A 17,430-nucleotide genomic window follows, 5' to 3' on the forward strand; every position below is an offset into this window, starting at 1 on the left:
AAATGTACAGGCTTTCTCTAAGGATTCTCTTCAAACTAGTCTATTCTGAACCATATTCCTGCATTTTTGCAGGCTTTTGTTCATCCTTTCAAGACTACTTTTAAAAAACTGCATTTTTGCATCCTTTTCCTGATATCTTGCCTGTCCACTGCTAAACAAGAAGTCCCTCAAAGTTATCTTAGATCACTTTTGGGACAGCCTCTTGATTTTTATATAGCTGGCATCACATTTCCGCCATGCCAAGCCAAATACACATTTTGCATAACAGAATAGGTGCAAATGTATTATTCCACAACGAGAATTCTTGGAGAGGTGTTACCAATTATTTTAGAGGATAGCCATGAACCGAACGTAGCCGATAGTATACTTATGAACATGACAGCTAGAATACCTCCCCCGCCAAAAACAAGAGGCAGCTCCTTGATTCCGTAAGCAGTCAAAATGTTCTCTAAAATAAGAGGGAGCACAAACACTCCGCATATGGCACCAACACACGCACCCATCAAAGACAAAATAACAATTCCAAGCGTAATAGACCATCTGATCTTTCTTGAGGTTAAACCTAAAGACTTATAGATACCATACGTCTTGCTCTCTTTACGAATCTCAATACGGCAAATGCTATAAATGATCAGAAAAGTGACTACACTAAAAAGCAATCCCATGATGATGAACGGCAGCATTAATACAGAGGTTGCTTCGCTATAGACGGAATCGAGCAAAGTCTGCTGTGTAACGACTGTCAACGATTTCTTGTACTTCTCATTCAATTCCTGAACTAGTGTGTCTACTTCTGACTTCTCATGCAGATTAATAAGGACTATATCCGCATCACTGTAATCCGAAGGATTTGATGTCACCACATCGGCAGTGATTCGTGCAGAATATGACATATTCGCTATTGCCTGATAAATGCCACTTACCATCAGAGTCCGCTTCTTTCCATCCAAATAAACGTCCGTCACATCACCAGGAACTACACCCAATCTGCGAGCAACATTCATCCCCAGAGCTATTTCATTTCGATTACGCGGATTGCGACCCTCCAGCACAGAAAATCCGAACGTATCATAACTCCCCCTCAGAACACTTACATAAATGTTCAGCGAAGAATAACCACCTTGCTGATGACTTTGCTCCAAAGGTAATACACCTATCTTTTCTCCAATCCATCCAATAGTTTCTACCCTGGAATCGGCCAACAAATCTCGGTTAAAATTCTCTTCGGAGAATTCAGATTTGTTAAATATTGTTGCCGCTGCATGCGAATCATCATACCCCCATTGCGGTGCGGTCTGACCTGTATTCATAACGCTGCTAAGCAATACATAACCGAGAACTAATACGGATGAGGTAATGGTCGTCAAAGTAAGCATTACGATAGAGCCTCTGCGATTCTTCCGGATATTGCGCCATGCGATAACTAGAATAATGGGCAGACGCCCTAGCCCTAGTCGTGAGCTGCGACGCGAGGAATGAAGTCGTCTTGTCCACTTGCTGTTGTCCTCCTCCGACATTCCATAACGGATCGCTTGAACGGGTTCAATATTACGCGTTCTGTTCGCATACAACCACACGAACAAAAGCACGAGTATAATGATAAAATTACCAACACTCCAACCAATAGGTATGCCGCCTTCCGGTATCCACGAAGTTTCACTTTTCAAGTACGTCATGGAGCTGCCCACAATGATTCCCGATAAAAGAAAACTGACCAGAACACCCGGCACGATGGACACAATGGTAACAATAGCATACTGGATAATATAAGTGGAAATCGTTCTTGCAGACGACAATCCAAGAGATTTAAACACACCAATCGATCTATAATTGGCAATGATCGTATCAGATATCGTAAACCCAATTGTAGACAAGGCAACAAGCATCATAACGACACCCAAAAAAACCATCACAAATCCGATAATTTTATTAATAATCAGGTAGAACGCAGATAAATCTTCAAACTCTCTTTTTGTCTCTAAATAAGGGGTTCCTAAATACTGTTCAAACTCATTCCATATTGCTGTGTTGTTATCATAATTATCAAATCTAAGCCCCATCATGTATTGATCTTTACCGGACAGTGAGGCGAACTCCTCATCATAATCCTCCGGATTCATCCAAATTCGAGAGTTCGTTGAGAACGGTGCTCCGAAAGAAAGATCGATAACGATAGCCGATACAGTTAACTTAATGTCGTGATCGCCCGTCTTGAAGCCAAGGTTGTCTCCGACAGAAATCCCCTTCGAATAAGCAAGTGAAGTTGATATCCATACCGTTCCCTCCTGAGGTAATTGTGTCTCAACACCCTCAGCAAATGTTAACTCATCAACTGCCGTCGGCTGAACACCGGTCTTCATCATGAACAAAAACTGGTTAGCTATCTCTTTCCCTTCGAAAAAAATACCCGACAGATTGCGATAAGACATCAGCTCCGATGCCTGCACCTCTTCATGATGATTCCACCATTCATGGACCTTCACGGGGTCATGATACTTCTCGCCCATCGTCAAAATCTGATGAGCACCATTAGTCTTTTTATGCATCTCTGAATAAATATTTCCCGTGTTGACGATCACCAAAACCGCTGTGGTAAGCAGAAGCGTCGCAAGCATAATGAGGATGGAGATCAAGCCATTTTGCAGCTTCTTCTTTCTCAAAAAAGACCAGCAAAGCATCCAGACTGCTTTCATCCTCTTACCCCTTTCCTGACACTAGAGAAAAGATGACTGCTTCTCTGGAGGGCACATCTTGTTCATCATATTTATTGAAATGAAGCTCCCCATTCACTTTGCCGTCACGGATCACAATCAATCGATCCGCCCTGCATGCCGCTTTAATATCATGCGTAACCATTACAACGGACTGTCCGTTCCGGTTCAATTCAGTTAAAATATCAAGCACCGCGACCCCTTGATCATAATTCAAGCTTCCTGTTGGCTCGTCAGCAAAAATAACCTCAGGGGAATTGATCAATGCTCTCGCAATTGCAGCACGCTGCTGCTGACCACCTGAAGTTTGTGATGGAAGGCGGAACTGCTGCCCCTCAAGATCCATTGCTTTTATTAGGTCAGTCGCCTTCTTTGTAACTTCTTTCGTTGAACTGCCAGCTATATAACCTGGAAGTGCAATATTCTCATAGATGGTGAGATCAGGAACCAGATTAATACTCTGATAAATATAACCTATCCTTCTCGCCCTGAAATTCGCCATTTCCTTTTCGTTATTTTCATCAATTCTCTGATCATCAAAATAGACTTCCCCCACCGAAACACGATCCAAACCACTAAGCATGTATAGCAGCGTAGACTTTCCAGAGCCTGAGTTACCCATGATGACGGTAAAATCCCCTTCATAGATATCAAGATTTACATTGCGAATAGCATGAAATTGCTCGCTGCCGCTGCTATATGTTCTGCATAAATTTGAAGCTCTGATAATGGCTCTTTTTGTAGATTTCATCCCTTCTGCCGCCCCCTTCATTCTGCTTGTTATTACTCATTGTAGAGAGCAGATATTATCAGGTTCTTATCTAAATATGAATAAATTATTACTGCTAATGAACCGGGATTGTAAAATAAAATGTTGTCCCTTGATTCTTGCTGCTATGAAAAGAAATATTCCCGTTATGAGCTTCAACAATCGTTTTGCAAATGGATAATCCTAGCCCGGAGCCATTACTTCTTTTCTCACCCAAGGTATGTGGTTTGTCCGATTGTCCTTGATAATATCGTTCAAAAATAAACGGGATATCCTTAGGAAGAATCCCTTCTCCCGTATCAGCAACGGCAATCCTCAGCATGTTACTATTCTTTTGCATCCCGCTATATTCTGGCCCAAGTTCAATTATCTGCTCAATATGTATAGAAATCCGGTCACCCGCTGAAGTATGCTTCAGTGCATTCGTTACTAGATTCATAACGACTTGTTCGATTCTGGCCGCATCTGCCTTAATTAATACATCTGGAACTTCATCAGGTCCTTCATATATCACACCTCGTGTAGCTACGAAATGTCCTATCGGGGTTAGTATTTGTGTAAATAACGGTCTACTGTACTGCTCTGTCAATCTAACGGTAATCTGCCCCAGCTCCCGTATCGCATGTACAAACAAATCATCAATCAATGCGGTCATCTTATCACTCTGCGCATGCATAACCTGTATGTATTCCATTAATGTATCCATATCGGGACACACTCCGTCTCGAACCGCCTCGATATAGGCTCTGATTGTAGCTAATGGTGTCTTCAGATCGTGAGAAATGTTCGAGATCAGCTCTTTATGAGCCTTCTCTCCAGCATCCCTGCGCTGATTAAGATCCATAATCTCCATTCTCATTTGATCAAACATAGAATAGAGCTCACCCATTTCACCGCCATGCACATACTCTACCCTTTGTTCATAATCACCTTTCAGGATAACCTCTGCATGTCGCTTTAGCTGCTGAACAGGAGTAATCATTTCCTGCTGCATTTTCCGTCTAAACAATATCACCAGCATAAATACGATAAGAATAGATATGATTATAGCCATAGTAAAAATATACGTAGTCGTAGAGTCTTTTGGTATATTCAAAAACTTTTCCGGTACAGTAAAAATCGCGTTTGCAACCTGTTGGCCTGAAGCCATATCTGTTACTGGAAAAACAAATTTGAGCTCGCTAGAATTGTTTGTGGTTGGATAATGATCGTAGTAAATAGTTGTTTTGATATCTATAACAGATTGAGGATGTTCAGAATCGCTGTTAAAAATCACATTTCCCTTTAAATCCACCAACAGCAGATTCAGGTTCTGCTCAGAGCACATCCGCTGCAGTTGGTCCGAATGCTCTTCGATAGAGTAATGATGCTGCTCCAAGTAAGTCATAGTCTCGCTCGCCAAAAGACGAGCCTGGTTCATTGCTGACGATGCAGATTTGTTCTCAAGCAGGCTATGGTTGCGATTGCTGCGTTCGATTAACAAGTACAACCCGCAGCCAGACAAAATCAATACACTAACCAGGAGGGTAATCACCCATTTATTCATCCATTGTTTCATGTTCATCGTGATCCTTACCCCGATTCCGGTTACGATTCGCCATTACTAAACTTGTATCCAACGCCCCATACTGTCTTAATATATCGAGGAGTCGCCGGGTCATCCTCCAGCTTCTCCCGCAATCTACGCACATACACCGTTATCGTATTCTCATCTCCATACACGTCATAGCCCCATATTTTATCTAGCAGTACACTTTTTGAGAACACCTGATTGTAATTGCTTGCCAAGCAGAATAACAGCTGAAATTCCTTAGCTGACAACGAAATTTCCCGCCCTCTCAGACTAACCTGATATGCCTTCTGATCTATAACAAGCTCACCGAATTGCAACACCTCATCCTGACGAACGGCTCTATTCTTACTTCGCTCTTCTCTCCGCAAATGAGCATTTATTCTTGCAACTAGCTCACTCGGCGAAAACGGCTTGGTCATGTAATCGTCAGCTCCAAACCCTAATCCAAGCACCTTATCCGTATCACTGCCTCGCGCACTCAGAATGAGAATCGGCGTATCATGCTTCTCACGAATCTGTTGACATAGCTCAATTCCATCAGCATCCGGCAGCATAATGTCTAAAATGATAAAATCCGGTTCCGTCATCTCAATCAGATTCATTCCATCCAGTCCGGAATTTGCCACATATACTTCATATCCGTTCACCTTGATGTAGTCCTGCATGATCCGAGCCATATCTTTTTCATCTTCAATAATGACAATTTTCCGTTGCCGTTCCTGATTGGTTTTCATTCCGGTTCTCCAATACGTTCATTAGTGTAAATCTCATTTTTACCATTGTATCGATATCATTACATATTGAAAAGACAATACAATCCATGTTATGTTGGTTTGAAATATTTTCAGAAAAGGTGGGGTTATCATGCAAAAAGAATCCAATCATCAAGACCCGATTCTTTTGTCTGTACCTGAGAGTTTTGAGAGTGATCGATTGTTCATACGCGCACCTCTCTTTGGAGATGGGGTCCTGCTCAATGAAGCTATCGCTGAGAGTATTAAAGAATTACGTCCCTGGATGCCTTGGGCGCAGGAGGTTCCATCTGTTCAAGCCTCTGAAATAAACGTGCGGCGAGCTAAGTTGGATTTTTTAGAGCATAAGGACTTGAGACTGCATTTTATCAATAAAGATTCAGGCCAGTTCATAGGTAGCGGAGGGCTTCACCGTATTGATTGGAAGGCTCGTAAATTTGAAATCGGCTACTGGCTGCGTACATCCTGCACCAAGCAAGGATACATGACAGAAGCTGTTGCAGCGATTACGAAGTTCGCCATTGAGCATCTGGAGGCCAATCGTATTGAAATCCGTTGTGATTCTCGCAATCAACGGAGTGCTCAGGTCGCCGAGCGTTCCGGATTTACGCTAGAAGGGATTATTCGCAATGAGGTATGTGATGTCGATGGCGCGCTCTGTAGTACGATGGTATTTTCCAAAGTAAGAGGAATAGAGTTTTAATGAGCTACAACAGGAGCAGACTAACGCTGCTCCTGCCACTTCTCTACATTAGCAATACTAAATCGCGAAAACCCTCCATTTGCCGAGCCTGAATACAGTTCTTCGCCAGATACATTTAACGTTCCGTTTCGTGTATATTGCTCGCGAAGCTCTGCATATCCCATTCTCATATTTTGAATCCGCCCGCGTACCTCACCATCCCGTTTATGAATAACCAGCAAATCATGACCATAAGGATACAAAAGATCCTGCTCTAACACGATAAAACTGCTGGCAGCAAAAGAAGATAAATCAGCAGCCTTAGAGGCAGCATTGGACATTGTCCATAATTCAGATCCGGTATCAAGCTTTACTGCTGTCGGTATACCATCAACGGTTAAAAAGAGTACATCCCCATCAATACTTCCCTTAGCGCCTTTTCCATCCAGCCTCCATAACTCTCGCTCTTCAACTGAATCATATAATATAGTTTCATAAAGAGAAGCTCCCCAGTAACTCTCATTATCTAATGAGCGCTGTACTAGTAGATACCGTTGTTTAGAATCAAGCACTTCGAACTGTTCCTTAGGGGAAGCAGGATACTCTGTGATTGTGTGCCCATTCCTGATATCAAGAAGCAGCCACTGTTGCCCCACCAAAATCCACCGTTTAGAGCTTTGCTCTTTAAAAGGGTCGATTCTTAGTCCAGCCGCATAATAAGGATAGTCCGACGGATCTTCCATTACTGCTTCTTTTATCTCCAGCTTCCAGTTTTCCATTCCGTTATCAGGATCATAAGCGCGAAGCCACTTGTTATCCCGAATCAAAACATACGGATCTCCCGTACCCTGATTAATCACTCTGGCATCTTTATCTGTCCCCATACTCCATTTTTCACGTCCGGTCTCAGCATCAAGCACCGTCAGCTTCATCTTGTCCCACAAAATAATTGAACGATTAGCAGCCAGCATAGCTATTTCGCTCTCACTTGCAGGCTTGAGTTCCCACATCACTTTTCCGTCGGTTAACCGAATTCTCTGTATGCTGTTCTCATATTTTTTGGCGTGAGGGTTGTATGCCGTAAAAATTGTTACATAATTGCTTGAAGGCTCCATATAGGCGGTTAAGCCGCCAAATCCAGCATCGATTTGCCACAGCTTATCTCCGTTCACTCGATCCAATGCATACAATGATGAATCATGATGCATTCCACTGTAACCTCCATCATCCCCTTTAATGAGCAATACTTTCTCATTTGCCCCCACTAGATAGGTATAGTCTAAATCTCCCTGATTGCGCCAGTCTGGTTCTATTTTCAGCGTGGGAGCTAAAGGGGTTACTACATAATCATTAGAAAAAGCATAATCTTCACCGCTATATAAATTCATCATCGGGCGGCCTTCACCAGGTAAAACCCACTTCGTCCGCGCAAGCTTTCCTTCCGAGGAAAATGTAATGGTGAACTGGGCATCAGTACGCTCATATCTCCATGTTTCGCCTAACACCATAGGTTCCCCAACGACATTCTGCAAATTGGCGGATATTTCCCGAACTACAGGAGGCCCTAACCATTTTAGTACATTTGCAGTGTCGATGTCCCTATTGGTTCTCTGCAGAAGCAAATCAGCAATTCCCCTTACGTCCTCAGTAGGGACAGTTGAGTTTGGTGACAGAAGTTGATTCGGTACTGCTTCTATTTTTTCAATATCCTTATCCCTTACCCAGAGCAGCACAGGATAATATATTGAATATTCATCATGCCATTTCGCCGGATTGATGATCACTCCATACCAATCGCTCCACTTAGCAATCGCAATCAGACGCAGATCAGGCAAGCTCCCATCTGCCTGCCACTTAAGTGAACTGGTAGGAGTCAGCTTCATTCTGGCTTGCTTCTTCAAATTCACATATTGGGGAGCTATGTCCACCATCCCATTGGATCGTTCTGATAAATACCAAAGCGGAATCCAAAGTATCCCCCGATCAGGCGTGTTGACAGAGACCATTTCGGTTGACGTCGATCTGACCTTAAATTCCTCAGCTTGTTGGCCGTAATGCAGAACTTGAAGCTTATGTAAATCACTTTGAGCAGACAATCGTTCCTGAAAGAGAGGAGTATAATGTCGCAGCGTAATTAGATCTCCTTTTTTGGGTAAGGTTATCAATGTTTCATGTTCAGCAGCAAAAACAGGTGCAGAAGTATAATCTAATGACTTCTCTATTGCTTGACCAGCCCCCTTGACTCCTGAAGGAGAAAGAGCGATCAAGCTGAACACCATTGCTGCACTGCATAAAATCCTGAAAAGAATGTTTTTAATGTTCGAGCGGCTCATAGCAGGTTACCCCTTTTTCTGAAGAATCTTGCTTACTTCATTTCAGACACATAATCATTAGACGTTAGACACTGAGAAAAGTTACCATGTAACCTCCAAACTCCCTATAAAATACAAAAAGACCAGTATGGTTTATCATTTATCCATAGCTGGCCTATACAAGAACAAATATATTGAATTTATGAAATCACTGATTCTGACCCTGCTTGCGAAGCTTCAGCTTACTCTGCAGCTCATTCAATTGCGACATCAACCCTACGTATTCTTCGAGCCCAATATCGCAGGATAGTATTTCTTCACTAATCGATTTCGTAATACTCTGTTGTTCATCGAACGACTTCTGCTCTAAATGGATGTGAACCTTTCGCTCATCAGTATCGGAACGTCTTCTCCTTAGCCAGCCGTTACTCTCCATCCGTGTAATCATTGGAGTCAATGTGCCTGTGCCAAGATCCAATTTCTCCCCAAGCTCCTTGAGGGTTATGCCATCCTGTTCCCATAGTGCAAGCAGCACCAAATATTGCGGGTAGGTTAATCCAAAAGGCTGAAGCACGCTGGCATATAATTTGTTAAACTCGCTCGATGTTTGATATATGGTAAAGCACAGCTGTTTTTTTAGCGTCAAAAAATCTTCCACAGTGATCTCCTTGTTCGTTGTTCGTCGTTTATTTCATCAAAATTACAGCAGTTTGGCTAAATCATCTTCTATTTTATTAGGTGCGACTGTTGGCGCATATCTCTTCACAACATTCCCTTTACGGTCAATCAGAAATTTAGTGAAATTCCATTTGATGCGACTTGATAATATCCCTTTCTGCTGTTGTTTAACAAATGTAAATAACGCATCCTCATTGTCACCGTTCACATCTATTTTAGCGAAAATCGGGAACGTTACGCCATAATTTAATTGACAGAACTGAGTAGTTTCCTCAATATCATCATATTCCTGATTGTTGAACTGGTCACATGGGAAGCCCAGAATGACCAGACCTTGTTCTTTATACTTGCTATATAGCTCCTCAAGCCCACCAAACTGTGGCGTTAATCCACATTTACTTGCCGTATTCACAATGATTAAGGGTTTACCTTCATATTCCCTCAACGACTTTTGCTGTCCATTTGTCATTTTAACCTGAAAATCATATACCGTACTCATTATCTTACCTCCTCAAAAATAAATCGTATACGATATATCGTACACGATTTATTTGAAAATAACAAGTTCTCTCTAACCCCCTCACACAAAATACTCATCATACAGAAACAAACAAGGACAGATCATCGTTTATATTTTGACTAACTGGTAGTAAATCTGACGCTCATGCTCCCGTTTGCCGCTCCACCGACTTTTTCTACGTCACTTTAGATGCTTATTCATCTATTTGAACGCTAGAGCTGATTTGAGCAACTAACGGACACCAGTACTTTTATTTGCCAAAAATCTGTCGAAATTGTTACGTTTGAGCTCATATAAGGTCTCTCATGTCCACATACTCGTTAACTGACCAACGAAAAAACAAAAATCCGCAATCTCGCAAGATTGCAGATTTTTACTCTCATTATTTTTTAGTCGCTGTAGAAAAAATAACGGTTTTGGCTGTATTATCGATCAGTACATTTACCGTATATTCCCCGACGGTGGCTTGCTTGGATGAAGCCAGAGGTCTGCCTGCTTCTACCTCAGTACATATGGAGTTGAACCAGCGGAGGAACACGGTGGCATCATAAGTAAACAATTGATTTGCAAAAAGCTCGATCGGCTCCTGATTACGAGCCAACGTTCCTTCGCGCAGCCGAACTGTAATGCCATAAGTGTTATATGTAGGATCGAGCCAAATAGAAGTTTCTTCTGCATTATCTCCCGCAGCTCCCTGTTGAACTGCCTTCTTCTCCTTCTCATCCTTAAAGAGTCTGAGCGTCGTATCTAATAGATCATAATTCGTGCCGCGAAGCTTTCCTGCTTGCAATAAAGCATCGTATGCATTCCACATCTGCTTGTCCGGGAACACTACGATTCTTTGTCCTCCGCCTACTGTCGGTACAACACGCTGAAGCTTCTCGGCTTCTGCCTGAATCGGAATCCGTTTGGTTTTATCAATAAGACGATTCAAAATGACTAGCGATTCTGCCCGAGTTACATACTGTCCCACACCAAATTTACCATCTGGATAACCTTGCATAATGCCTTTGATCAAGGATTCAGAAATAAATTTCTGCTCTCTGTCATTAGCGCTTGTTAAATCGCCATAGGATTGCGCCACAGAGCGGCTAAACTGCTCATCTTCAAGAAACTCCGTTTCTTGCAAAGTATAGAAGAGAACTTCAGCAACATTTTCGCGTGTCATGTCCATCTGAAAATCACTATACCTGCTTTTGTTCAAAAAGTTCAGGTCACTCGCCACGTCTATAAATGGTTTTGCCCAATATCCTGACATAGCTGGCTTAAAACTAAAATACCGATAATCCTGCTTCAAAATAGTGCGGTTCTCATCTGTTAGAGATTCAAGAAATGCCCCCCGCCAGCTGCGCTCCTGATTAGGATGCTGCTCACTATATGATAGAATGAGCATTTTGATGAATTGATCCACCTTCACTGGCTCATTGGGTCGAAAACTGCCATCCGGGTATCCGTCCAAAATCCCTTGCTTCACCATCTCCTCAATCTCATCCTGTGCCCAATGTCCTCCGATATCCTTAAATACAGGACTCTGAGTCTGGGCAGCAGACACAGATAAAGGAGGTATTCCCCCTCCTATCAGACTAGTTAGCAAGCCAATCGTCAGCCAAATGGCAACGTTACCTGCCAATATACGTGATTTCATCTGTCCTATCATTGTAGAGCCTCCTGAATTAATATAAACTTGCGCCAAAAAGCATGAATCTGGAGCGAGAAGCAGGGGATCTACTGCATCCAAAATTCGACATAGAATCCGCTACCACTATCCAGAAAACCATAATTGAGGAGTATTGTGAATAGGTCAAACGACTGCAGTAAATAAGCACAAAACACATAGTAGCTACGCTTCAAAATTGATCTACTGGACTCATTCCCTGTTCTATTAAGGCAGACATATCGCAACCTTATGCCTAATTAGATACCTAATAATTGACATTCACACCCTTTATTCCAATTATAAGGTAAATACTCCGCATTAAATATTTTAACAATTAAAAAGTGACATCCTGACGATACCCATCAGAATGTCACTTTAGTACTAAATATAATGCGATTATCTATATTTTTTATTAAGCTAAAATAATGTCAATTCGTTGAATCAATCCATTTCGTACATCTTCGGCTAGTTCTCCTGTTATAGCAGAAGCGTTGATTTCGAGCATTTGTCCGTCTTTTTTATGAACCGTCATGGACTTAACCTCTGCCTTGTTCGGCCCATAAGTGTCCTTGTTAACAGGATTATGATATACAACCTCTGTGCTACCGAGGAATTTAAAAGCAATTTCGCCCTGCTCATTAAACAGCCAGCCTGGCAGGGACGGATCGAATGCAAGCTCCAATTTGCCATCCTTCATATTAAACACATGCTTGCCAGCCATCATCATAATCCACATGCTAATAAATTCCGATGTTGAGCCGCTTAACCGAGCAACGAATCCTCTACCATGCAGCTTAGGATCAGGATTCACACTGGAAGCGATAAATGATGAGTTCTCGAGCGTACTCCGTCCATACACAGCTGGGTCAAGGAACGGAACAAGTGAAGTTTTGATCTCATTAAAGAATTCGTGCTTCAGACCAGTACTCAACAAAGAGAGCAAATACTTGTAACTCATATGCAAAAAAATAGATTCACGCTCCAGCCAGCCCGGTGTAAATGCGCGAATACGTCCGGTTTCCATCGATTCTTCATTGATGCTGATCGATGTTTTATACATATTGAGTTTAGTATCGTACAGCTCACTGCTCCGAATGGTGGCATATGCAGCCTTTGCATCTTCATGATTGTCCAGCGTCTTCATCCAGCGTGCCGGACCTTCGAGGAAATGCGGAAGCGGACGAACCTCGAATTTTTTCACGCGTACCTTAGGCAGTCCATATCCGCTTATTTCCGGTTCTCCCTGCTCATTAACGACTGGATCAAATTCCACTGCTTCAAACGCAAAATATGTTGGTGTTAATCCTTTGCCGAGCGAAATCGCCTGAGCAATCCCTTGATCGATTTTACGAACCATTTGGCGATACAAGGCTGACAATTCCGACAACGCCAACGCTGTCTCCGTACCACTTATCCCGTGACGAATCTCCTCACGGTAATGCTCTCTGGCCGTCGCCACGGCATCCCAATAATCAAATGCTGAGAGCTGATTATTTAAATTGCTCTCTAGCAGTTCCTTCACCGTCTCCAGCAAAGTCACGATTTCTTTCGGAATCGCTACTTCCACAGCTCCATACTCATCCATCACTTCTAACATGAAGCTGATCATTCTTTTTAACTCAAACGTCTCACTCATCCCTGAACCAAACAATCCGGGAAGTCCATTCATCGCATCGTTCCAGCCTGGTTTGTTGCCTTCCATTTCGATTCCCATGCCATATGGATCAAGTGTCGCGAACTTAATTAATGAGAGGGATACCAGCTTCCCGAAAAGATGCGTACGATATACTTCTCCTGCCCCATAACCTGTTTTCAGCCAATTGGTACTGTTCAGCGTAATCCCGAATTTCTGCATCTTCTCTTTATCATGCACAAGAGAGCCAAACTGCCGTGCCTGATCTCCACTGAGGACATATTTCTCGCTTCTTGGCAGCACTCTGGCCGGGCTATCAAAGAACATATACGACTTCTCATCGAACAATAATTGCTGTTTACGATCAGGGAAAATATTCAGGTAACTATCGATCAAATCCATATTATAGGTCCAGTGATCCGACCAGTAGCCCTCATTAAACGAAGCTTCGATTTGCTGATCAGCCAAACTTAAAATGCCAGTTAAAAACTGCTCCTCACTCATATTCAATGAAATACCGCGTTCTGCCATAAAGGAGAAAATTTTACCCAGTGTAAATTTGCTGCGACAAATTGTTTCCAGTTCAGCCTGAGCATCCGGTGCCGCTTGAGCAAGCAGCTTCGTTAATTCCGCAGCGCTGCTCTCGGGGACTTTAAAACTCGTTCCCGCCACACCAAGCGGGTTATAACCATCGGCCTGAATCAGGCTAAAAAAGGTCACAATATTAAACGTACCTACACGTGGATTGAAGAAAATATCATTTCTCCGGTTCTGATTGGCATCGCGGAAATTACCGTTCCCTTGCGAATAATATTCCGGTGCGATCGAGAAAAAGTTATAATCCCGCTCCAAATCACCATGCTTGCGAGAATACAAATGAAGAACGTAGCCGTCCTCTTTTCCATTGTCAAAAATAAACGGATATCCGCCCCGCAGAAAATTGTCCATATAGCTCTGTTTGGAATAAGCATCAAATAACGGAAGCCCTGTCTTGGTAGCAATATCCTCTGTGAGCTGCTCTATTAGCTGACAGGCTTCTTGTTGTTTCTGCTCAATGTAGACTGGAGAAGCAATCAAGGAGGCTTTGCTGTTTAGGCGCTCCACACTGTCAATATGCCCTACTAGCGTATAAATCGTTGTCGACTCGCCTGATTTCAGCTCAGCCTGCACCCCGCTAAAGCCGCAAGGCACTTTATTTGTGCAATATTGTGGTTTAGCCGCCAGCTCAGACCATGAAAGATTAGCAAATCCTTCAGGATAACTGAGCGAAGTATTCTCTCCAAAAACGACCTCGAAATCTGTGATAGGCTGAATTCGAGCACCGTCACGATCGAAGGATAAGTAAAAATGCCCCTTCTTCACTTCGCTTACTTCAGCCTCATCATGAATGCTGGAACGAAGACGATAATAAGGAATTCCGTTCTCCAAATTGTCGACCTCCATCCAACTGCGCAGCAAATTACCGATATCCTTGTACGCTGCATTTTCCACTCCATACGGTAAAATTTCCGGCAATCCATCAAGCACTTCTAGAGCTTGTGCCTCGCTCGATGAAGAAATATTCTCGATTTCTACCTTTCTGACAAGTGCAGCATAGTCGTCATTCGGAATATGAAAATAAGTTACTTTTGTCTTTAAACCAACCGATGGATTTAGTTCCTCTACACATAATTCATTTGGCGAAATCCGCATAGTACGCTTTATAGCAGAATCAGCTGGTCCGCTCTGAAAGGGCTCGTATAAACATCCTCCAGTTTTGATAAAGGTCCGAAATCCTTGCAATTCAACCTTTTGATATGCCATGTTAGCCGGAGAAAACTCCATAATCGGATTGTTCTTGTCTCCGATCCCGAAGCTGCAAATCCCTTGACCCCTATTCACATAAAAAGTCCACATTGGAATTCCTTTGAGACCTGCTAATCCAGGCAAAAAGCTGGAAAAAGTTTTAGCTTGATCATACCCCTCAATAACAAATGTGTTGTTTTCGAAAAAATATTTTGCCATAACGCTTATCCCCCTTATATCGAAACCGGTTTCGAATTTGTTGAAAAAAACAGAGGTCAAGCCGCTGCTTACACCTCTCGGCATGATCCTCGAACCACTAGTTCAACTGCAATTTGATCAGTTTGAGGTCTCGCTTCAGATCCACCTTCTATTGAACAGATTAACATGTCGGCCGCCCTGCTGCCAAGTGCATATGTATTTTGTCGAATAGTTGTCAATGCAGGAGTTAAATATTTTGCCATCTCAATATCATCATAACCGACGATCGACATATCTTCAGGCACATTTAATCCGTGTTTTTTCATAGCCAGCATAGCCCCGACCGCAAGGTTATCTCCCGCTACAAAAACAGCTGTCGGCAAATGTTCCAGAGCTAAAAGCTGCTCCATCGCCTTTTGACCGCTTTCTACCGTGTAATCATAACTTCCTTGAATAATATGCTCCGGCAGAACAGTCAAGCCAAGCTGCTCCATCGCCTTTAGATAACCTTGAAGACGCTGTTCACCTGCATATGTAGTTCCCCCGCTTATATGAGCGATGCTCCGATGTCCTAGTCCGTACAAATAATCAACAGCCTGCTTGCTGCCATCCATATTGTTAGAGCTAATTGTACTCTTAAGATCACTTTCCTGATCCAGCAATACACATGGAATCTCCGAATCCAGAAGCTCCTTGAAATAAGGGTCCGTGTAATCCGGCAGTACAACGACAACTCCGTCAATTCCACGTAATTTACAATGCTCTAAATATCCGCCCTTTTTCCCGCCGATGTGCTTGGAAATGAACATTAGATCGTAGCCCTTTGAAGTAGCTACCTTTTTAAACCCCTCAATAACGCCACCAAAGTAAGGATGGAGAAGACCAGCACCGGAAGACTCGATGTACAGCACCCCAATCATCCAGGAACGTTTTGTCGTCAGTGTCCGAGCTTGAGCATTAGGTATATACCCCATTTGCTCAGATGCCTCCAATATTTTACGCCTTGTTTTCTCACTTACATCTGAATATTGATTAAAAACCTTCGACACGGTGGTCGGTGATAATCCTGTGGCTTTAGCAATATCATAAATCGTAACCAATTCGTACTCATCTCCTGCCAATTATAAAACGGAATTCTCCTCCAGATTTATGCAATTGTAGCTGTACTACAAGGGAATGTCAATGAAGATAATTAATAATTATTCGCATTAAAAATTGATTGTTGTCGCAATTTGCTGGATAAGAGTATAATGGGGTCGAAGTGACATTTATTACATACAAACTATGTCAGGAGCTGCCTTATGAACAAATTAGAAGCACTTATTGAAGCCGTCCCTTATATGAAAAAAATGAATAAAGATGATATTATGATCGGCATTACAGATCGTGAAAAGTTTTTATTCTACGCACCATCAAGCGATATTGATTTTGGCATTAAACCTGGCGATCGCATCTCTCTAGAGGATCAAAACTTTATAGACGCCTTAAACGGTAAATTTGCAATAAATAGTGTCCCTCCTGAACTCTATGGCTTTGCGATAAGTGCTTATGTAATCCCTGTAACAGACGATGATGGAACTGTAATCGGAACGTTGGCTGTAGCCCATTCCATCGAAAATGAAGAAATATTTAAAGCAAAAGCGATCACACTCAACGAAATTACGAACAAACTACTCGAAATGGTACAGACTGTAGCGGCTCATTCCGAGGAGCTCTCGGCTACTAGCGAACATGTCCTTACCAACACCAAGCTTGCCGTTGACAATTCCAAGAACATGAACGAAACCATAGGCTTTATTAGCGAAATTTCCAATCAAACGAATCTCCTCGGACTTAACGCAGCCATTGAAGCAGCAAGAGTCGGAGAAGCTGGTGCAGGCTTTGGTATTGTTGCCAAGGAAGTGCGCAAGCTCTCCGTCGATACAAAAAACGCCGCTGTCCACATTTCACAAACTCTTAACGCTGTACAATCTTCCATCCATCAACTAGAGACCGACTTCTCACAAATCGCTGCCTCTTCCCAAGAACAAGCAGTTCTCGTTACCGAGTTCATGACGATTATCGAACAGCTAAACGAGTCCAATAATGAAATCAAGGTATTTGTTGAAAAATTGCTGAATCATTCAAATTTAAATCGCTAACTTAATCCATAACAATGGG

12 protein-coding genes are annotated in these 17,430 nt (G+C 42.6%); 2 read left to right on the forward strand and 10 right to left on the reverse strand.

Annotated features, from left to right (window positions below; genetic code table 11):
* Positions 1-284 precede the first annotated feature (284 nt).
* From BLS49_RS08120 to BLS49_RS08135, 4 genes are all read right to left on the reverse strand, one after another.
* The gene (locus BLS49_RS08120) at positions 285-2,693 is read right to left on the reverse strand and encodes an ABC transporter permease (protein ID WP_091228236.1); all 2,409 of its coding nucleotides are present in this window, start codon (positions 2,691-2,693) and stop codon (positions 285-287) included.
* 4 nt (positions 2,694-2,697) lie between these two features.
* The gene (locus BLS49_RS08125; protein WP_091228238.1) at positions 2,698-3,462 is read right to left on the reverse strand and encodes an ABC transporter ATP-binding protein; all 765 of its coding nucleotides are present in this window, start codon (positions 3,460-3,462) and stop codon (positions 2,698-2,700) included.
* A gap of 94 nt (positions 3,463-3,556) precedes the next feature.
* Positions 3,557-5,038 carry a sensor histidine kinase gene (locus BLS49_RS08130; protein ID WP_175471349.1) on the reverse strand — a complete coding sequence of 494 codons (1,482 nt, stop codon included), beginning with the start codon at positions 5,036-5,038 and terminating at the stop codon, positions 3,557-3,559.
* Between the two features lie 29 nt (positions 5,039-5,067).
* Positions 5,068-5,787, reverse strand: coding sequence for a response regulator transcription factor (locus BLS49_RS08135; RefSeq protein ID WP_091228243.1), 720 nt, complete (start codon positions 5,785-5,787; stop codon positions 5,068-5,070).
* Between the two features lie 130 nt (positions 5,788-5,917).
* On the opposite strand from BLS49_RS08135, the gene BLS49_RS08140 reads away from it, so the two are divergent.
* Positions 5,918-6,508 (forward strand): GNAT family N-acetyltransferase, encoded by a 591-nt coding sequence (locus tag BLS49_RS08140; protein ID WP_091228245.1) that lies wholly within the window; start codon positions 5,918-5,920, stop codon positions 6,506-6,508.
* Positions 6,509-6,528: 20 nt separating this feature from the next.
* Here the strand turns inward: BLS49_RS08140 and BLS49_RS08145 are convergent, their stop codons facing one another.
* The 6 genes from BLS49_RS08145 to BLS49_RS08170 all read right to left on the reverse strand — a co-directional run bounded on the left by BLS49_RS08145 (position 6,529) and on the right by BLS49_RS08170 (position 16,370).
* Positions 6,529-8,820, reverse strand: coding sequence for an outer membrane protein assembly factor BamB family protein (locus tag BLS49_RS08145; protein WP_091228247.1), 2,292 nt, complete (start codon positions 8,818-8,820; stop codon positions 6,529-6,531).
* A 187-nt stretch (positions 8,821-9,007) separates the two neighbouring features.
* The gene (locus BLS49_RS08150) at positions 9,008-9,457 is read right to left on the reverse strand and encodes a MarR family winged helix-turn-helix transcriptional regulator (protein WP_091228249.1); all 450 of its coding nucleotides are present in this window, start codon (positions 9,455-9,457) and stop codon (positions 9,008-9,010) included.
* Between the two features lie 42 nt (positions 9,458-9,499).
* A complete protein-coding gene (locus BLS49_RS08155) occupies positions 9,500-9,976 on the reverse strand; it encodes a glutathione peroxidase (RefSeq protein ID WP_091228251.1) in 477 nt (158 codons plus the stop codon).
* A gap of 403 nt (positions 9,977-10,379) precedes the next feature.
* A complete protein-coding gene (locus BLS49_RS08160; RefSeq protein WP_091228253.1) occupies positions 10,380-11,654 on the reverse strand; it encodes an S-layer homology domain-containing protein in 1,275 nt (424 codons plus the stop codon).
* Positions 11,655-12,066: 412 nt separating this feature from the next.
* Positions 12,067-15,291, reverse strand: coding sequence for a cellobiose phosphorylase (locus BLS49_RS08165; RefSeq protein ID WP_091228255.1), 3,225 nt, complete (start codon positions 15,289-15,291; stop codon positions 12,067-12,069).
* A 68-nt stretch (positions 15,292-15,359) separates the two neighbouring features.
* Positions 15,360-16,370, reverse strand: coding sequence for a LacI family DNA-binding transcriptional regulator (locus BLS49_RS08170; protein WP_091228479.1), 1,011 nt, complete (start codon positions 16,368-16,370; stop codon positions 15,360-15,362).
* Positions 16,371-16,571: 201 nt separating this feature from the next.
* Between BLS49_RS08170 and BLS49_RS08175 the strand changes: the two genes are divergently transcribed.
* Complete coding sequence (locus BLS49_RS08175; RefSeq protein ID WP_091228257.1) at positions 16,572-17,411, forward strand: methyl-accepting chemotaxis protein; 840 nt, start codon at positions 16,572-16,574, stop codon at positions 17,409-17,411.
* Positions 17,412-17,430 lie beyond the last annotated feature (19 nt).

Origin of the sequence: Fontibacillus panacisegetis (assembly GCF_900102215.1) — a bacterium.
In the GTDB taxonomy this organism is placed as follows: Bacteria; Bacillota; Bacilli; order Paenibacillales; family Paenibacillaceae; genus Fontibacillus; species Fontibacillus panacisegetis.

Excerpts from the sequence above, each read along its gene's own strand:
- BLS49_RS08120 (WP_091228236.1), bottom strand. The coding sequence starts at position 2,693 with ATGAAAGCAGTCTGGATGCTTTGCTGGTCTTTTTTGAGAAAGAAGAAG.
- BLS49_RS08125 (WP_091228238.1), bottom strand. The coding sequence starts at position 3,462 with ATGAAATCTACAAAAAGAGCCATTATCAGAGCTTCAAATTTATGCAGA.
- BLS49_RS08130 (WP_175471349.1), bottom strand. The coding sequence starts at position 5,038 with ATGAAACAATGGATGAATAAATGGGTGATTACCCTCCTGGTTAGTGTA.
- BLS49_RS08135 (WP_091228243.1), bottom strand. The coding sequence starts at position 5,787 with ATGAAAACCAATCAGGAACGGCAACGGAAAATTGTCATTATTGAAGAT.
- BLS49_RS08140 (WP_091228245.1), top strand. The coding sequence starts at position 5,918 with ATGCAAAAAGAATCCAATCATCAAGACCCGATTCTTTTGTCTGTACCT.
- BLS49_RS08145 (WP_091228247.1), bottom strand. The coding sequence starts at position 8,820 with ATGAGCCGCTCGAACATTAAAAACATTCTTTTCAGGATTTTATGCAGT.
- BLS49_RS08155 (WP_091228251.1), bottom strand. The coding sequence starts at position 9,976 with ATGAGTACGGTATATGATTTTCAGGTTAAAATGACAAATGGACAGCAA.
- BLS49_RS08160 (WP_091228253.1), bottom strand. The coding sequence starts at position 11,654 with ATGATAGGACAGATGAAATCACGTATATTGGCAGGTAACGTTGCCATT.
- BLS49_RS08165 (WP_091228255.1), bottom strand. The coding sequence starts at position 15,291 with ATGGCAAAATATTTTTTCGAAAACAACACATTTGTTATTGAGGGGTAT.
- BLS49_RS08175 (WP_091228257.1), top strand. The coding sequence starts at position 16,572 with ATGAACAAATTAGAAGCACTTATTGAAGCCGTCCCTTATATGAAAAAA.